This is a genomic window from Thalassobacterium maritimum (assembly GCF_031127805.1).
In the GTDB taxonomy this organism is placed as follows: domain Bacteria; phylum Verrucomicrobiota; class Verrucomicrobiia; order Opitutales; family Coraliomargaritaceae; genus Thalassobacterium; species Thalassobacterium maritimum.
This window is the reverse complement of the sequence record NZ_JARXHW010000067.1, coordinates 1-17,385: the sequence shown is the minus strand read 5'-3', so window position 1 is coordinate 17,385 and position 17,385 is coordinate 1. Positions and strand designations below refer to the sequence as shown.

General features: G+C 55.2%; 12 protein-coding genes and 1 pseudogene. 1 reads left to right on the top strand and 12 read right to left on the bottom strand.

What is annotated here, in order from left to right:
- Positions 1-76 precede the first annotated feature (76 nt).
- Positions 77-172: pseudogene (locus QEH52_RS20795) on the top strand (IS5/IS1182 family transposase); the annotation flags it as partial.
- 308 nt (positions 173-480) lie between these two features.
- Here the strand turns inward: QEH52_RS20795 and QEH52_RS17885 are convergent.
- From QEH52_RS17885 to QEH52_RS17835, 12 genes are all read right to left on the bottom strand, one after another.
- The gene (locus QEH52_RS17885; RefSeq protein WP_308952323.1) at positions 481-795 is read right to left on the bottom strand and encodes a hypothetical protein; all 315 of its coding nucleotides are present in this window, start codon (positions 793-795) and stop codon (positions 481-483) included.
- 3 nt (positions 796-798) lie between these two features.
- The gene (locus QEH52_RS17880; RefSeq protein ID WP_308952322.1) at positions 799-1,101 is read right to left on the bottom strand and encodes a hypothetical protein; all 303 of its coding nucleotides are present in this window, start codon (positions 1,099-1,101) and stop codon (positions 799-801) included.
- Positions 1,102-1,146: 45 nt separating this feature from the next.
- A complete protein-coding gene (locus tag QEH52_RS17875; RefSeq protein ID WP_308952321.1) occupies positions 1,147-5,703 on the bottom strand; it encodes a calcium-binding protein in 4,557 nt (1,518 codons plus the stop codon).
- A 258-nt stretch (positions 5,704-5,961) separates the two neighbouring features.
- Positions 5,962-6,498 carry a cyclic nucleotide-binding domain-containing protein gene (locus QEH52_RS17870; RefSeq protein WP_308952320.1) on the bottom strand — a complete coding sequence of 179 codons (537 nt, stop codon included), beginning with the start codon at positions 6,496-6,498 and terminating at the stop codon, positions 5,962-5,964.
- Between the two features lie 50 nt (positions 6,499-6,548).
- Positions 6,549-7,931 carry a TolC family protein gene (locus QEH52_RS17865; protein ID WP_308952319.1) on the bottom strand — a complete coding sequence of 461 codons (1,383 nt, stop codon included), beginning with the start codon at positions 7,929-7,931 and terminating at the stop codon, positions 6,549-6,551.
- A complete protein-coding gene (locus QEH52_RS17860) occupies positions 7,928-10,936 on the bottom strand; it encodes a peptidase domain-containing ABC transporter (RefSeq protein ID WP_308952318.1) in 3,009 nt (1,002 codons plus the stop codon). The genes QEH52_RS17865 and QEH52_RS17860 overlap by 4 nt, the downstream gene beginning before the upstream one ends.
- A complete protein-coding gene (locus QEH52_RS17855) occupies positions 10,933-13,134 on the bottom strand; it encodes a cysteine peptidase family C39 domain-containing protein (protein ID WP_308952317.1) in 2,202 nt (733 codons plus the stop codon). Before QEH52_RS17855 ends, QEH52_RS17860 begins: the two co-directional genes overlap by 4 nt.
- 47 nt (positions 13,135-13,181) lie before the next feature.
- Positions 13,182-14,423, bottom strand: a complete 1,242-nt coding sequence (locus tag QEH52_RS17850) for an NHLP bacteriocin system secretion protein (protein ID WP_308952316.1) — start codon at positions 14,421-14,423, stop codon at positions 13,182-13,184.
- 32 nt (positions 14,424-14,455) lie between these two features.
- Positions 14,456-14,881, bottom strand: coding sequence for a hypothetical protein (locus tag QEH52_RS17845; RefSeq protein WP_308952315.1), 426 nt, complete (start codon positions 14,879-14,881; stop codon positions 14,456-14,458).
- Between the two features lie 572 nt (positions 14,882-15,453).
- Entirely contained in the window at positions 15,454-15,687 is a 234-nt protein-coding gene (locus QEH52_RS20575) for a type II toxin-antitoxin system mRNA interferase toxin, RelE/StbE family (protein WP_345785482.1), read from the bottom strand.
- A gap of 447 nt (positions 15,688-16,134) precedes the next feature.
- On the bottom strand, positions 16,135-16,404 hold the full coding sequence (locus QEH52_RS17840) for a hypothetical protein (RefSeq protein ID WP_308952314.1): 270 nt from the start codon (positions 16,402-16,404) through the stop codon (positions 16,135-16,137).
- A gap of 64 nt (positions 16,405-16,468) precedes the next feature.
- On the bottom strand, positions 16,469-16,957 hold the full coding sequence (locus tag QEH52_RS17835) for a hypothetical protein (RefSeq protein ID WP_308952313.1): 489 nt from the start codon (positions 16,955-16,957) through the stop codon (positions 16,469-16,471).
- Positions 16,958-17,385: the final 428 nt, after the last annotated feature.

The window sequence follows — 17,385 nt, the reverse complement described above, 5'->3', positions numbered from 1 at the left end:
GCGTTTGGGAGGCGATCCATGACCGCCTCCGGGATATTGTGCGTGTGCACCACGGTAAAAAAAAGCTCCAACCGCTGCGATTGTGGACTCGCAAATTGTTAAAACAGCTGATCACGCAGGAATCCGTGGCTATGATGCAGGCAAATGCGTCGTGGGCAGAAAGAGGCACCTACTCGCTTACCAGCCTTGCGAATATAAATGTTAACTACCTAATTTGTGTCGTCGACCAGTAAGCGCAGCGGGCAGTGATACTACCGGGCACCAAAAATTGAGATCTCTTGTTCGGCAGGGACGAGCTCCGCCTCGTCTTGCGTAGCACAGATGCAGTTGCTCGGTGCGGAGGCTCGGCGGACGGCGCGGAGGCCCTCCCTGCCATGATTTTTTAACCCTAATGGAAATTGAATTATTCGCTACGGCGGCGGGTCATTTCGGAGCTCAGCGCTAAGCAATCCGCTAGTAAAGCATTGGTGCGCAGCTCAACTATACTCCAGCTATTGTATCCGCTTGAGGATAGTCTGCGATGACATTCAAGCCACTGACGATTTTCGGAGGGGCGCTTAGTTGTGATGTGAATACCTGGAAGGCGCTCCCCGTAACGGAAGCGGCCTTGAGCTTTTCTTCATTTCGGAAACGGAGCAGAACCCCGATCCGACGCGGTCCGGCTTCGGCGATTAGAAGCGAGGCGAAACCCTCGGCTTGTTGCTTGGAAGGTACGTATGTGTCCTTCAAGTAGGCGAGCCCCTGTGCGTAGGCGTCGTCATTCTTGAAATCGTAGAGGGAAAGCTGGCAATACATAATTTACTTAAGCGCGCTGGCGCTGGCAATGAGTGAGTTGGACTGTTCGACGAGGCCGTCGAGGGCGATGGACTCGTCGCCGGCCTTAAGCTCGGCAGCAATGGCCCCAATGGAAAACGAGGAATCAGGTTCCTGGTCGAAGTGGAATACGCCAACCATTGTGCTTTCGTTGCTGAAGAGGAGCGTTGCTTCCGTTAAGCCATAATGCTCGCGCAACTTGGGCGCGACCAGCTCATTGAAGAAGCGAGCCGTCGCCCCTCGCTGCTCACGCGTGGGGGTGGCGATGGAAAAGGAACGTATATGCATAGTGATTTAGGAGATTGCTGAATGAATGGTCAAAAGTGACGGAGTTTATTTGCCCCCACCGAAGGTATTGGAGAAGAAGTTGCCGGCTTCTTCGATGCCATCATTGAAGAGCTGTTCTGCGCTCTGTCCAAAGTCATTGATTGCCTGGTTCGTAGAGATCCAGCCTTTCTCGATGGCGTCAGCCGCATCGACCAGCCCGTGGTCGATCAATGTGCCGAAGTCTGACAGGCCGTTGCGAACTGCTTCGGCTCCGTCCATGAAGCCTTCGGATATCGCTTTTTCGACCGTAAAGTAACCGGCGCGTACCGCGTGGGTCGCATCCATCCAACCCTCGCGCACGGCGGTTTCCGCATTCGTCCAGCCACGGTTGATGGCGTCGGTGGCAGATATCAGGCCGTCTTCGAGTGCGTCGGTGGCCGTGAAATAGCCTCGACTGACGGCGTCCACGCCGCTGAGCACACCCCCTCGAACCGCTTGCGCTGCGGTGACGTAACCTCGCTCAATTGCCTCGGTCGCAGTATAGTAGCCGAGCTTGACAGAATCGACGCCAGTTAGGATGCCTGCCTCGACCGCCACGCTGGCCTCCACGCCAAAATCACGGACGGCTTCAGCACCGGTGATGATTCCGGCTCTTGCCATATCCACCGCTGGCATCAGGTCGTTTTCAAAAATTTCTTCGGCACTCATGACGCCGTCTTGAAACAGCATCTCGGCATCGGCGATACCTTGATCAAGCATTTCCTCAGCGGTGGCAAGGCCATGATTGACCGCATCTGCGGTGGACAACCATCCTTTCTCGACCGCTTCACTCAGCTCGACCGCGCCGTTGGCGACTAGTAGAGCCGTTTCTTCGACAGCCTTGGTATCGATCTCGACACTCACGGAAACGCGAACACCAACCAATGCCGCAAGTTCGGCAGTGAAGCCCACGTTGATCGTGCCATTATCATAAGTAGCGTTACCGCCGCCACCGGCTTCAACCATCCATCCGGCACTCACGCCTGCACCAACACCGCCACCCAGTCCGCCGACAGATCCAGAGGCTTCTCCCTCTGCCGTTACGCCCGCACCGGCCGCCGCAGATCCTTCGCCGCTAGCTCCGTATTTGTTGTCGCCGTAATAAGCACCTCCCTCGCCAGCGGCACCTGCGCCTACGAAGGCCCCCGCTTCGCCCTGGACGGATGCTCCGGTGGCGGGGACATAGCTTGTCGAGACTGAGACATCCCCGCTGACTTGAACCGAGAGGCGAGCCTCAGCGGCTGCGGCTATCTCTGTCTTGCTACCGGACAATTCCAACTCAGCTTCGGCTCCCACGCGGGCACCCGCTTCGACTTCAACCCCGCCCTCTACAGTTACGCCGCCCAAAGATGCGCTGCCGGATGCACCCGCAGTAGCGACGATCCCGACCGAAGCATTTGCACCGATCCGGATGCCATCCTGGCCAATGGCAAAGCGCGCACCCGCCTTGGCCTCAAGCACATTTTCGGCGCTGGCTTGACCACTGGCACGCGCCAAACCGCCTAATGCCTCGACTTGATCCTCTGTAGCGACGGCGACGCGAATCGATACATCCGCGCCCGCGGCCGCTTGCAAGTTACCATGGTCAAGGATCAGACTGGCGGACGCATTGCTGGAAATAGTCACGTCATCCTCGCCTGTGCTTTGGCTGGCGGTCAGCGCCTCCAAGTCACGCAGCGGAATCGCCCAGGTGCGATCGCCTAGTCTGACCCCGAGGTCCACAATCGAGCCTTCCGGCACATTGTCGACAATGACGATGGTGCGATCCCTGGCTTCATCTTCGCCGAGACCGCTCTCCAGGACTACGCGGTTAACTTGGTCGTCGAGATCAATTTCCGTTTGGTAACTACTGGCGGAATGAAAGTTGCCATCCGCAAACTGTAGCCGATCAATCGTGGCCATATCGAAACTCACAGTAGGACCGCCGTCAAAGGGTACGGCCAATAGTGTATTGCCTTCACGTGAGAGCGAGTAGTCGCCCTCGCGCCCTTCCAGATAAGCTACGGTCAGGCCGCTTTCGCTCACACTAATTGCATTGAACTCGACCGCATGTTCTTGAGTGAGCTCATAGGGGGAACCGTTAATTTCGCCTGATACCGTGAAGCTCAGGTTCGACGATTGAGGATTTCCCGGACCGTCGGCGACCAGGTGTAGTCCAGCTATCTGATCGACACTCAACTCGACTTCCCACGAATCGTTCCCATTAGGCCGGAACTCTTCGCCTGCGGCATTGCGTAGAAAAGTGCCTGCAGGCAGGTTTTCAATGGCCACGCTGGCACCATCCTTGATTACAGGGTTAATGGCGAGATCGAGCGGAATCACGCGCTCGTGCGCGCCATCCTGCTCGTAATGAATAAGACCGCCGGCATCCGCCGCAAACAGGTCTTCGGGCTCTGCCTCGAAGCTGATGCGCATCGACTCTGCGTTTTCAGCGTATTCCCCAGTAGGCTCGGGATTCCACCAGCCGCCCGTGGTTTTCTCCACTACTGAAGTTACCGTTAGCTCAAAGTCCCCAACCAGTCCGCGGGCAGCGGCGATGCTAATTTCGCCGGACTCGAGCGCATATCGGTCGACAACCTGCATGTAGCTGCCATCGCCCGCTGAGACCGGCGGCTCGACTTGGCCTTGAAGCGCTACGCCCTGAGGCAGACCAGATACGATGAGCACTTCCCTTCCGTCATAGCTGGCACGCTCGGGCACGGGCAGGGCAATCGGGTTTACCTCACCCGTTTCGATCGTGAAGCTGCCGCTGCTATCGACCGGCGCTTCGAAATCAATCTGAGTAAAACCGTAGAGGGTCGCTTCGGAGCCATCGGGACTATTGACTTCAATCCTGTAGGCTGGATTGGCGCGATCAGCCAATCCTTCTTCAATGTATTCTTTCAGCGAGACTGTCTGTTGAGAGCCCCACCAACCGTTAGAATTGTCTTGGTAAGTCACAGTCCAATCGCTCAAATCGCTCGGCTTGGCTTTGACCAACAGCCGGTCTTCGCTGTCCCCATTCATTTCGTCACGGCCATAATTTTCACCAAAGATGTAAGTGTCGGCACCAAGACCGCCGTTAAGATATTCATATCCGTCGTCGTCGGCTCCGGCGTCGAGGATGTCATTACCATCCCCACCCGAGAGATCACTCCCGCGGCTCCACCAGCCTTGGTTATCATCTCGGTCGACGATGATATCATCGCCATCAGTGCCTGAAGTCCAGCCGTCGCTAGAACCGATGACTTGGCCGCCGCCCTCGCGGTCGATGCGTTGGTGCTCGCCAACGCCTTCGGTCTCTTCAGCGACTTGGCTGAGAGTGCTGCTCTGAGTGGGGGCTCGGAGCGCTGCGGGGTCGGGCATCGTGCCTGTCACCGCGTAAGTCGGCGGCGCTACCTTTGCGAGGACAATTTGGTTGATTTGGCTGAGTTCAATTCGAGCCCCATCAGGCGCAGTTAAAATATAAGTTTCATGGTTGTTGAGACCGATCGTTTGGCCGTCGAGAAGCGCCTTCATGTCGAGCTGCCCCTCACTATACCAAGCTGACCTTGATGTAAGCGTCCACTGGTCTAGTTCGCTGGGGCTGATTTCGAGCAGCAAGCGGTCATTGTCGTTCCAGCTACCCCAGCCGCCTTCAATGGTGTCGGAGCCGTCGCCTTCTTTATATATAAATGTGTCGCTGCCGGAATAGCCTCTCAGTTCGTCATTGCCCTCACCGCCGATGATGATGTCGTCACCATGGTAGCCGCTGATAAAGTCGCGTCCAGCTCCGCCGGAAAGAACACCGTCTCCGGAGCCTGAGTCTATTTCGTCATTGCCGGCAACGGCGTCGAGCTCTGGTGGCAACTCACCTAGGATTGTGGGAGGTGCAGGAGGGGAAAGCTCAACTTCAGGGTCAATCTGGACACTGCCAATATTGTACATAGCCACCCGCCCACCATCGGGGGCAAAGACGTAAGTCCACGTATTGCTGGGCTCATAAGCGCCGTTCTCGTCGATCACAGCGGCAAGATCCTTCCAGCCACCGTCATAGACGCGCCAGCCGTCGAGCTCTTCCTTATCGATCGTTAGCACCAGTGTATCGTCGCCGTTCGCGTAGACAGTATCCTGTCCATCCCCGAGGCCGTAAACTATGACATTTTCACCGCTATTAGCATAGAGTTCGTCATTTCCTCCACCACCCACGAGTATGTCATCGCCGCCATTGCCTTGGATGTGGTCATTGCCCTCGCCCCCCAGCACCAAATCGTCGCCTAATTGCCCCTTGAGATGGTCATCGCCTTCGCCCCCTTGGACAAGATCGTCGTGATCACTTCCGACGACATAGTCGTTGCCGCCTTGGGCATCGACTTCCACAGCCTCGCTGGAAGCTTTGAAGTTCTGCACGTCGTTGTATTGACTCCCCTCCTGCATGCCCTGCTGAGCCTCTTTTAGACGATCTTGGATCTGCTGCTCGATTTGCCCGGTGCCACCCCGGACCTGATCGAGTGCGGCCTCGTCTAGAGTCCGCTTTTGGGGCGCATTTATCTTTTTCTCGACTGCGCTGGTGTCTGAGCTTGATTTTGAGTTATCAGGCGTGCCGGAGGAGACATTTTTTTTCATGGTAGTAGGTAGGTCAGTGAAAAGGAGAGGCTAATATTTGTGTGGTTGGAGGGCTTCCTTAAATTATATAGCTGAGAGGATTAAAAAAATCGGGCTCATTAAACTAAAATACTAAGGGATAATTAAGAGGCTGGTTTTGTGGATACAAACATAAAGTAAGGTAAATAGCCTAGCCTCTCATGAGCGCTTCGCCTACCTCCTGCCACATTTCCATATACCAGTTTGATAAGTCCAGCAGCAGTCGCTTGGCAGGATGGTTTACTGAAAATGATTCCGAATTTGGTCAAAAAAACCGCCTGCGCGCTGTATCGATTTTAGTGTATTGGGATCAAGCTCGACACCGGATCCACCATCTTTCTTCTCTTCGACGACTTCGGCTTTTCCGAATGCGAGTCGGTTCTGAGTGCCGCGCAGACGTGTCGAAAGAAAGAGGGCAAGCGCACGAAAAAAGCGCCCTTCAAAACTTGGATCTTCTTGGAAATACTCAAGAATCTCTTCCATAGGAATGGCCACCATCGCGACATCGGATACGGCCTCAACCGTCACATCTGGTGGTCGGTCGTCGAGAAAGGACATTTCACCAAGGATTTCGCCATCGGAAAGTGTGGCGATGACCCCGGAAACAGGATGGACGACTTCAAGTTGCCCCGAGGTAACGATGTATAAGTTTTCTAGCTTCTCGTTGGGCCGAATCACGGTTTCTCCGGCCGGAAACTGAGCGAGACTGGCAACATCCTTGATCCACTGGATATCGCTGTCGTTAAAATGGCCAAGGATATGGAGAACTTTACGCATAAGAGGTGCTTGGTTTTGACTATTGGTAGTGATCTATGGGGAATTTTTAATCAGGGATGCTCTATGTCATGTAGAGCCGAGCGCTTCGTGCTTGAATCGGCCGTGGAGCGCGCTAGCGCCGCAAGTGGGGGTTGCCCCGCGGTGAGCCATAAAAGATAAGCCTGACGAGAGACTTGCATTTGTGCGCGACGTAACTCCATCTGTGCACTCGCCAGCTCCTGCTGTGCCGCCAGCAAGTCATCGCGCGTCACTGTGCGGGCTTCATAAGATTGTTTGATATCATTCAGACGCCGCAGCGCCATCGCCGCCAGCTCTGTCTGCAATTCCAGCATCTCCTCGGCTTGCATTTTTTCTAGCTGCGCGGTGGCGACAGTCTGTAAATGGCGGGCTCGCGCCAGCTCTAGTCGAGCCGTCGCGGCCCGCTCTTCGGCCTGAAGCTGCGCGACTCGAACAATTTGGGTTCCGGCATCCGTAAAGTCCCATGTGAGTGAAACACCAAAGCTGTATTCCTGGTTCTGGTCTTCCGTCGCAAAACGACTAAGCGAGCGGTAGCCAACGGAACCGTTGAGCTTGACTTGGGGGCTGAAGCGTGAGCGGGCGAGGCCGGTCTTAGCCTCGGCCGCCGCCGCGTCCGCACGCGCGCGCTCGACGGCGGGTATATCGCGCTTCATGACCAGGTCTAATGGCAATACCTTCACTGGTGGTGCTTCGTAGTGCTCGCGATAGTCCCAGAATCCCTCTTCCGTAGCAAGCAGCCCAGCCATACGGCTTTCCGCCATCTCCTGAGCGTAACGGGCAGTCAGCCGCTGTTTCTCCAAATGCGCCAAATCCTGCCGAATGCGGCTCAAAGTGATCCGGCTCAGTGTGCCTGCCGCCAACTGTTCCTGCTGCGCCTCCAGTCGCTCACGGGCACGGGCAATCAAGGGCGACAGATCGTCCAAGCTTTGGCGGGCATCTGCAGCATCGAAAAAGGCTGCCGCTAGCTCTTGCAGGAGGCGCTGACGGCTTTCTCGCTCGCGCCAAAAAGCAACCGCTTCCTCTGCAGTGGCCAGATCGAGCTGAAAATGACGGCGAAAGCCGTCGAAGACTGCCCACTCGCCAATCAGTGCACTGGACCAAAGGTCGTAAGGTTCGGGCTCGGAAAACGTTAAGACATTCGCGATCTTGGCATTATCCTCGTAAGCGATACGAGTGGAGAGCTGAGGCAACCAGCCCAGACGAGCCACCTTTACACCCTTTTGAGCGGCTTCGGTTTCAGCGCGGGCTGCAGCCAGTTCCGGTGCGTGACTCAAGGCTAGGGCTTCGAGCGCAGCCAACTGCCAGCCAGCCTCTGCCACCTCCGTTTCTGCCGTAGCTCCCTGGGCCAGGCCCGCTCCGACGAAATAAATGCTTATCAGCAGCGCTGTGAACATTCTGAAACTAATTGGCTTCATCCTCGAACCTCCGTCATTTGAGTGTAGAGTCCGCCTTTACCGCGCAGTTCGGCATCGCTCCCTTGTTCGACGACTTTGCCGTCTTTTAGAACCACGATTTTGTCTGCCAGCTTGGCCAGACTGAGACGATGGGCAATAAAGATGACAGTCTGGTTGGAGGCGCTAATGTTGGCAACAATCTGTGCCTGGAGCTCGCTGTCCAGAGCGCTCGTCACTTCGTCTAGGATGAGAACACGCGGACGACGTAGGAGTGCCCGAGCCAGTGCCATTCGCTGGATCTGCCCTCCGGAGAAAGCGCTGGCATTCCCCGTCACCGGCGTATGCACCCCCATGGGCATTTGCTCAATATCATCCCAAATACAGGCCAGTTTGGCCGCATTGATGACCTCGTTTAGATCAGCGCTGAGGGCTCCTCGCAAGTTATCAAGCACGGTCCCGGGAATGAGTTGAAAATCCTGCAGCACGATGGCGACATTACTGCGGAGGGCAGATGGATCGATCGTCTCGACATCGTAGTCATCAAGATAGACACGGCCCGCACGGGCGGATTCGAGGCCTGCCAATACCCGAGCGAGGGTCGATTTTCCGCAACCGGAGGGGCCGACTACAACCGTGAATTGTCCGGGTCTAGCTTCGAAGGAGAGTCCGTTGAGCGCTGGGGCAGGTGATCCTGGGTAGGAAAAGACTAGGTTCTCGGCCCGTAAACAGCCACTCAGTTGCTGCGGCTGCAACCTGTCCGCGCGTAGGTCAGGCAGTGTTTTCATGAGCGGCTCCACGAATTTGAGAAAAGACAGTTGCATCCCGATGCCGAGGATCAGGCCCGCGAGTCGACTGAGATTCGCCGCCACCGTGGCATAGGCACCTGTAAAGGCAATGTACTTCGCGATTGATAGATCGCCCTGCAATTGCGAGACGAGAATGAAGTAAAAGGCCGCGGAGCTCAGGGTGACCCAGCTCGTCTGAAAAGCACTACTGGCGATGCCAACTCTTTGACTGGCGATGAGTTTCTGACGCAAGCGGCTGAAGCGCTCGGCCCACTGCATCTGGATGGAGCGCTCAACTCCCGCAGCCTTGATTTTGTGAATGGCACTATAAGCTTCCAAAGAAAAGGCGTTGACGATGCCTAGTGACTTCTCGCCGCCCATAAAAGCACGGACTTGGAGCCAGGAAAACAGTGCCGCGACAAGCAATGCGACGGAGGCAAATAGCAATGTATAGAACCCAAGCTGGAAACTCACCCAAAAGATCACGGCCATACTGCTGATCAAGGTAAGGCTCTGCGTGGCACCGCTTTGGGCGACCATCCGGAAGAAGCTGGCTAGGCCCGTAAAGGAGCCGATCCGCATGGCCAGATCGCCCGCGGAGTATTTTCGCTGATCCGGCAATTTCCAGTAAAGGATGCGATGCCAAAGGGCCACAGTCGCCGCCAGATTCAATTGAAAGTCCATCCGCTGAAGCAGCATCCGCTGTGCCCATGCAAAGGCCACAGTGAAGCCACCAGCCGCCAGCAGGGCGCCGCAGACGGTTGCAAGTAGTGGTTTCAAGCCGCCGGGTAAAATGTTTTGAACAATGAAGGCGGCCGCCATGGGGATCAGTGCGGCCACCCCGCTGGTAAGGAGGGCGAGCGCGAGCAGCCCCGCGATGGCCGATCGCACTTGGTGCAGTTCGAACAGCACGATGTCTAGCAGCCCCAGGGCTTTTGCTGGATACTGACGATAAAAAGTGACTGCCCTCGGCTTCCAGGTGGCCGCCTCCTTCGGCGGGAGTCGACGGATTTTACCTGTGCGGGAATCCCAGACGTCGTAGTATTTGCCGCGGGGGAGTAATACCCAAACCTGTCCATCCGGGTCAAATGCCAATATCCGACCAAGATCCTCCCGCCACCAGCCAGAGTCCAAGCGCACTTCGCGAACAAGCAAGCCTGAGCTGGCTGCAATCTGGTCGAACAGCACCAAAGGATCGTGGCTGTCTATAAAGCGTGGCAACACAGGTAACCAGTCCTGTTTGCGTATTAAATAAAAAGCCGCCCGGAGCGGATGATTCTCCGTCTGCGGTAAGCCATCGTCGCGCCCGGAGAGCAAGCCTGCAAGACGACTTTGGTTGAGCTGTAGTTCGATGTCGCGCCGGGAAGAAGTTTGGGCGGCGCTTTCCTCGAGAGCGATACGGCGGGCCTCCCAGCGGGCGCTCAACTCACGCCAGCGAAAATCGATGAAGGCTGTCAGCGACGCAGTTGCACGCGCATCAGCCAGGAAAGTGCTCAGATCGGCGGGCGCTGATTGGACAGCTTTTTCGCCTCGATACAAGAGGGGCGCGCTCTCCTCGAGTAACCAGTGGCTGAGAGTCTCCGGGAGCGGGCTCTCCGGAGCCGGGGAAGGCTCAAACCCGTCGTCCAAGGCCACGAGCACTGGTTTGTCCGCCGGAGCCAGGCTCTGCCCGCGGCGCACGCGCTGGATCGTGCCAGCCGCCACCCGGTGAACTCGGCCCTCTGCTGGCGGTACCTTGCGCGGCTCCCATCGGTTGGGTGCGGCCAAGGCCTTCAAAAGAGCCTCCTGAAGAGGACTTGCGTCTTGATTTTCGGTGGCGAGTCCTACGAGTTCGGCAAGGTCAAACTGTAAGATGCTTACACTGCGGTCGCCGCCCACATACAGTGCCAGCATATCTAGGGGGGACTGGGGAATTAGCAGGATTTCACCTGCTTCGAGCGTGGCGAGCCGTCGACGCTGCTCATAATAGCCCTCGCAGAAGAGTTCGGCCTCCAGAGCCAACTTCCCCTCGATGACGAGTAGGACAATCGGTTGATTTCGTTTCGGACAGCTTTCGACGGGACTCAGACCATTCAGCTTGCGGGGAGTGCGCTGCAGGCGAGTGGGTAATGCTTCATACCAAGCTTCTTCAGATGCTGCATGATTGCCCACCGTGGCTTCGGCAGTGGCTGCTGGAGCTGCTCCTTTTCGTATCGGCGGGCGCGAAACGCCTCTGCCTGGTCGACGCATCGGTTGCTTCATACGGGTTTCGCCTCCTCTGCTTCGAGTAGTTTCCGATATCGCCCGCGACTTTCACCGTAGAGTTCTGCATGGGTGCCTCGCTGCACGGGTTTGCCTTGGGAAAAGACGATAATTTCATCGCAGTCCTGAATCGAGGCGAGGCGATGGGTGATGATGATGCCGCCACTGCTGTGCAAACGTAATTCACGCAAGAGTTCCGCTTCCGTCAGGGCGTCGAGCGCTGCTGTCGCCTCGTCCAGAATTATCAGATCGGGCTCTCCTGCGAGAGCTCGAGCGATGTCCATGCGCGCCCGTTCGCCTCCACTGAGATTTTTACCGCCTTCACCGATTTTATGATCGAAGCCAAGCGGCTGGTTGATGATCCAGTCATGAATGCGGGCCGCCCGGGTTGCCCGGCTCATTTGCTCCAAGTGCATTTCCCCTGTCCAAAGGGTCAGGTTTTCGGTAACAGTGCCGCTGAAAAGAACGAGATCCTGGTCGACCAGCGCCACCCGTCGGTTAAACTCGCCACTTGGAAGCGCATCCAGCGCCACTCCGCGCAGGCTGATCTCACCAGACCAAGGTTGATGTAAACGCCCCAATAATCGGGCTACCGTGGACTTCCCTGAACCTGACGGGCCGACTAGCGCAACCCATTTACCGGGAGCAATCTCAAGGTTAAAATCCTTCAATAGAGGTTCAGCCAAAGGCTGGTAGCCGAAGGTGATGTTTTCCAATCTGAGAATCGGTCGTCTGTCCTCAAAGGCACTGACCGAGCTGCTAGGCGTGCGCTCATCATGCTCGTGCTCGCAGGCGTCCGGATCGTGCTCTGGCTGCGCCTTCGTATCTGCCGCTAATGGCGTCGATTCTATGTCCTGACGGAAAATATCTTCAATGCGATCGAGGGTACCTTGCGTCCCTTGCAAAGCAGTAAAATGGTTGAGGGTTTGCTGAATCGGTAGCAGGAACTGCATCACAAGCCCTTGAAAAGCCACCAGAACTCCAAGAGACATGCCGCCATCAATGACTCGCAGCCCCCCGACATAGAGGACAATCGCTGCCGCCCCAAAACGTAGAAAGGTCGGCAGCGATTCCATAAATGTCTGGCGAACGACGAGGAGGCGCTGCTGGTTTTGCTCGCGTATCTTGCGGCCAGTCAATTGCCCGAGCAGGACCTTTTCCATGCCACTGGCCTTGACTTCCGAGAGCATTTTCAAGCCTTGCATCTGCGCACCGGCGTAGAGCGTGGATTCACGTATCAAGGCCTGATTGAGTTCCTGAACGCGCCCGAACTGCCAAACGAAAAAAAGCAGGTTCGCCAGACCGAGGAGGCCGATTACAGCAGCCAGCACGGGATCGAAAAATAGCATCACGCCCATGTAGAGCAAGGCCGTCAGCAAACCGATGCCGGACATAGCCAGCGGCCCCGAGATCAAGCCCGCCAATCGGTCTGTGAGCTGGGCTCGGCTGGCCATTTCACTGGGAGAACGTTGGGCGAAAAAACTGAGGGGCAGTCGTAGAGAGCGCCCAATCATCCGTGAGCCCAGAGCCACGCTGAGCCGGGTGGCTAGAACCAGCGCCATTTGCTGCTGATAGTATGTCAGGATGAATTGGAGAAGAGCGACGACGCCCATACCGATCAGCAGTGGCCGCAGCCAGTCGGTGAAACCTTGGACGAGAATGCTGTCGACAAAGATGATGGAGGCGAAGGGCAATAGGAGCCCGGGGACGACCAAGGCCAGAGCCAGGCCAGCGGTTAAGGCGAGGCTTTTCGGCACCTCGTTTAAATAAGAGCGCAGGGAGCCCAGGCAACTGGGCTGACTTCCCTTCGTTTCAAATTGCTCGCCGGGCCTAAAAGTCAGGAGCACTCCCGTGAAGGCCTCGCTGATCGTTTGTGCGTCGACAGTATAGCGGCCGTTGGCGGGATCGTTGATCCAATATCGGCCGCCGCGTTGCTTCTCTAAGACGACAAAATGGTGAAATCGCCAATGGATAATGGCAGGCAGTCGGACATCGTCGAACTCCGGCGTGTCCAAACTGAAGCCGCCCGCATCGAGACCATGATGGCGGGCCGCTTTCAATAGATTGGAGGCATTCGTGCCGTCTCTCGAAGCGCCGCAATCGTGACGCAAGGTCTCCACCGGCACCCAGCGCTTGTAAAACCCCAGAATCATTGCCAGACAGACGACGCCGCATTCGCTAGCTTCGATCTGCAGCATGGAAGGCGTACGATGGCTTCGCCATCCTCTGATTCCAGATATCGACATCAGCGCACTTTGGGGAGGAAAAGATTCAATAATCGCGTTTTGGAGGTCACAATACTGCCCTCGAGCGTCATCCCGGCAAAGAGTTCCCTTGGCCTGTCAGAGGGGGAGGACCAAAGATAAGCGCCCGAAGCATCCGACTGGCGCAGCAGTTCGACCCGAACAAGAAAAGGACTCCCTCCTTCGCTGATTGTCTGCACCAGTTGGTCGTTGCGAAGCTCGCGCATCAATGCAGTGGTTGAGAGGGGCAAGGGGGACAGCTCAGCCACCGTGCCCTGAAGTGTGCCATACATCTCACTGGGAAAGGAGGGCAAGGCCAATTCAACTTTCATACCGGGGCGAATGGGCTTGGTCTGCTGGCTCGGCACGAAGACGATGGCACTGAGCGAAGCGTCTCCGACATCGGGCTGGATCAATAGGACTGGCGCGCCAGGGGAAAGATAGTCGCCCACCGCCGCCGAAACCTCGACCACGCTTCCCGCGATCGGTGTCGTCAGGGCACCATTGTTACGAAGTTGGGACTGTAATAGGACAATCTCCGCTTCAAGACGGGCGACTTCCAGATTTTTTTGTAAGAGCTCACGCTCCAGACTGATTTCGGCGGCATGCTCCTGGCGCTCCTCACTCAGGAGCTGGCGCTGCAAATTGCTCGTCTGCTCGATAATCTGGCTCAACTGCGTCTCAAGTGCCGCGACCCGGTCGGCCTCGATCAGTCCATTGGCCTCCAGAGAGGCGAGCGCTTCCAAGCGCTCTCGCAATCGCTTGACTTGCTGCTCGGCTCGCTCATTGGACTGGGTAAATAAGGCGTCACGTTTCAGCGCGAGTTGCTCGCGGGTGTTACGATCCGTCTCCTGAAGTCGCTTAAGACCGGCGAGATTGCTTTGAAGAGCTTTAAGTTGCGCACTGGAACTGGTCAGCTGGGCGCGGAGCTCGGTTTGATCCAGCGATGCGATCAAATCCCCCGCAGCGACGCGATCCCCGACATTCACTTCGATCGCCAGCACTCGCCCCGGCGCACTCGCCGCAATTTGGCGCACTCCCTCCGGCGACCAAATGACCCCGTGACCTTTGACTTTAACCGGCACCTCAATGATCCACGCTAAGATGATGGCCGTCACCACCAAAATGAAGGTCAGCCATAGAATGAATGAACTTTTACCCCGAATCTGACGAGAGGCACGGTCGAGCTCTTCGGAGGAAATAAAACTATCAGCCGCGTCTTCGCGGAATGGGCCGGACTTCATTAACTAGCTGAAAGGTTTGGATAGAGAGTGAGTCATGCTTTGAGCACGTAGTAGGAGCCCTTTATCTGTAAAAATTGTGAATTCTTATCAATGAAAATCTTATCGGTCATGCGATTAGATCCTTTGTTGGCCCTTATCGTCGAGTAACTCCACCGCGGATACAGTAGCGCGTTTTGTAGAATATGTTGACTGACCGCATAGGCCACCAGTGAAAAGCCGAGCCGAAAGCCCTGCTTACCCTGTCCCGTGCGCTGCGCACTCGCGACGTAGAGAGCCGAGTAGCGCAAAACCCCAGGCCGCTGATGGCAGAGCATCCAGCCAACAATGCGCTCGTCCGAGTCGACGGCCGCAACGCTGCAAATGGGGTCGATACCGCCAAGCTCCCGCCTCGGGTCGACGGTATACGGAACCTGCCAGTGCGGCAGATCCTCCTGCTTCAGACGCTCGAGAGAGTTCATTGCCAGCTCCCGCCAAGGTATCAGTTTAATTCCGGTAGGAGCCCTCAATCGAGCCTGCCAGAAGTCGATTCTTTGGTCAACAATCCTCCCGCAGACTGTCACGCCCAAGCTCTCCGAGAGTTGAAAACCCAAGGAAGCCAAAATTCGGCGAGTCAAAAGATCATGACGATCGCAAGCTTCTTCGAAAACATACAAAAGCTTCCGCGTTCTCGAGGCAGGGTCGAGAGATAGGAACAGTTGTCGAAAAATGGCCGCCCAATCCGTTTCCGCTAGCCGAGTGGCGATGCCGAGTAAGCGTAAGTTGCCATCGAGTTGCAGACGGAAAGAAGCAGCCGCAAGGAGTCGATTTCGTTTGTCGAAGGCCAATTGAGTATAAACAGGCTCACTCGCAGCGGTTCTTGAGCCTTGCAGCCCGCTTGGCCATTCCCCAAGAAGTGCAGGCAGCCTGTATAACCAACGCTGATCTCCCAGTCTAAACGAACGTGTCTGCAATCTTTCCACCCCAGTACAGCTAAAGCTCCCCACCTATAGAAGCAACCAAGTATGTGTGCTAGCCATCAAAACGGGTGTGATTAAAACTGCGGGGAAGTTTTTATTGTAGCATGATGGCGACAGCCATTGTGAGCGTCTGAACCAACGACCGAGTTGATGGAGCTATTACTTAAAGAGCTGACTGTGCTTCCAGAGCGCTCCAAGAAAAGTGAATCAGCTTCGTTCCTATAGATTAGAATCCAGTCAGGCTCGATGTGACAGTCCTTTGAGCCAACCCACTTTCCAAGCAAGGCATGATCGCGATGCTTTTCCATAGTTCAATGGCTCCAGTATTGGTCGAAACTACAATGTTGAATTGCATTCCTTTGAACCTTTTCGCTTTTGCGGTCTGCAGGGATCTTTCCTTCTAGCTTGAGTATTTGTTTTTTGAGGTTTGGAGGTATTGTCATGGTTTTTGTTGGTTTGTGGTTTTTGTATTTATTTTCACTAACCAGAGAGCTCTGGCGCGGCGCCTTGGCGACGTTTCCCAGAGCGACTGGTTCGCATATTGGGATTAGAATGATTCATAGGTGTAGATTCTCCAGCGGTCTGTGTCCACAAGGATGCCGATTTCTTTATTCCCGTCGAACTGGTAGAACTTTCGTCCTTCGGTGATCTTCTCAATATCCCAGTAGCCATTGTTTCTTTCTTTGGGCCTAGCAGGTCTGCCCACAGGTGAGGATTCCCCTTGTTTCCAAGTGTCCAACTCTTCGATTTTATTTTTATGTTAATTCACTGACTACTTGTTCGATTTCGGATTTGTCTGCTGAGTAGGAGATCCATCGCGCAGTGTCTGCAAATCCAGTGGTGTATCTCATGATACGTGATGCAGAACTGGGTAATCCTGCTGATGCTTCGTCTTCAAATGAGGATTGCGACAACCCCATGAGCTCATCGAGTGGCTCATCTGGCCAGAAGGCAAAGAATGCTATTGCCCCGATGATTCCTAAAGCCCCAAAGAAGATTAGCAGGTTCTTGAGGAGTCGATTCATTTCATCTTCTGCATATCGTCGAGACCAGACACCCAGTCTGTGGGATTAGTCGTCCAGTTGCTTTTTAGAGTTTTACGGGCGGGTTAAATGGGTTGTCTGTGTCGTCTGGATCTGAATCCTTGAGGTATTCAGAGGGACTCCAGTCAATGGCATAGAAGCCGAATAGTATGATTTTATTTCTGTCTTCTCCTTTCAAGGTCGGCATATGCTGGATTGCAGCAAGTCCGAGGTATAGGTGAAGAAAACAAAACAGGATAAACGTAAAAGGTATAAATGTAAGCGTCTCGATGACACCAGCCCTAGGATAGTTGTATTCGTTCATTTCATCGACCGTCCCCAGGAACTCGTCCAAGACTGCTACGCTTTCAAGTAATCCCATCACAGTGATAAGAGCCATGATTATGGGTAAGGCTAGCATGAACCCCAAGATCTGCTCCGAGTAAGCCACGCGCTCTTTGAGGCTGTTTTTTTCAATTCTTTTTTTCGCTTCACGGTAACCTGAATATCCCAACGTAGCGAAATTGAGCGCTACTTGTTTTCCTATGATTTTCATTTTCAGATTCGTCAAGAGGTGGCACGTAGTGAGGCACGAACGGAGTTGACCACTCTCGCCTGGATATACCCCCGGGCTGTTCCAATGCGTTCAAACTGTCCTGTCGCATCAGTGTTCATTTCCTAGATTTAGTTTGATTGGTTCAGGATGGTTAGAATCTGGATTCTTTCAATTTATTTTTCCTTGATTTATTTCACACGGAGTCGCGGAGACACGGAGATCAAACAACGCATTTCATAAATCCTCCGTGCCTTTGTGCTTCCGTGTGAGACTTTCATTAATCTCTCGGTATATCGACGAGGACAGGCAACCCGCCTGACGAGTTAGAAGTCCTAGTGGTTTTTAGAGTTTTACGGGCGGGTTATCGGGTTGTCCTGCTCCGGCTGGTTCAGTCTTGGGCGAAAGTAAATGACACCCAGTGCACATGG

Excerpts from the sequence above, each read along its gene's own strand:
- QEH52_RS17885 (WP_308952323.1), bottom strand. The coding sequence starts at position 795 with ATGTATTGCCAGCTTTCCCTCTACGATTTCAAGAATGACGACGCCTAC.
- QEH52_RS17845 (WP_308952315.1), bottom strand. The coding sequence starts at position 14,881 with ATGAACTCTCTCGAGCGTCTGAAGCAGGAGGATCTGCCGCACTGGCAG.
- QEH52_RS17870 (WP_308952320.1), bottom strand. The coding sequence starts at position 6,498 with ATGCGTAAAGTTCTCCATATCCTTGGCCATTTTAACGACAGCGATATC.
- QEH52_RS20575 (WP_345785482.1), bottom strand. The coding sequence starts at position 15,687 with ATGGAAAAGCATCGCGATCATGCCTTGCTTGGAAAGTGGGTTGGCTCA.
- QEH52_RS17880 (WP_308952322.1), bottom strand. The coding sequence starts at position 1,101 with ATGCATATACGTTCCTTTTCCATCGCCACCCCCACGCGTGAGCAGCGA.
- QEH52_RS17840 (WP_308952314.1), bottom strand. The coding sequence starts at position 16,404 with ATGAATCGACTCCTCAAGAACCTGCTAATCTTCTTTGGGGCTTTAGGA.
- QEH52_RS17875 (WP_308952321.1), bottom strand. The coding sequence starts at position 5,703 with ATGAAAAAAAATGTCTCCTCCGGCACGCCTGATAACTCAAAATCAAGC.
- QEH52_RS17860 (WP_308952318.1), bottom strand. The coding sequence starts at position 10,936 with ATGAAGCAACCGATGCGTCGACCAGGCAGAGGCGTTTCGCGCCCGCCG.
- QEH52_RS17835 (WP_308952313.1), bottom strand. The coding sequence starts at position 16,957 with ATGAAAATCATAGGAAAACAAGTAGCGCTCAATTTCGCTACGTTGGGA.
- QEH52_RS17855 (WP_308952317.1), bottom strand. The coding sequence starts at position 13,134 with ATGCTGCAGATCGAAGCTAGCGAATGCGGCGTCGTCTGTCTGGCAATG.
- QEH52_RS17865 (WP_308952319.1), bottom strand. The coding sequence starts at position 7,931 with ATGAAGCCAATTAGTTTCAGAATGTTCACAGCGCTGCTGATAAGCATT.
- QEH52_RS17850 (WP_308952316.1), bottom strand. The coding sequence starts at position 14,423 with ATGAAGTCCGGCCCATTCCGCGAAGACGCGGCTGATAGTTTTATTTCC.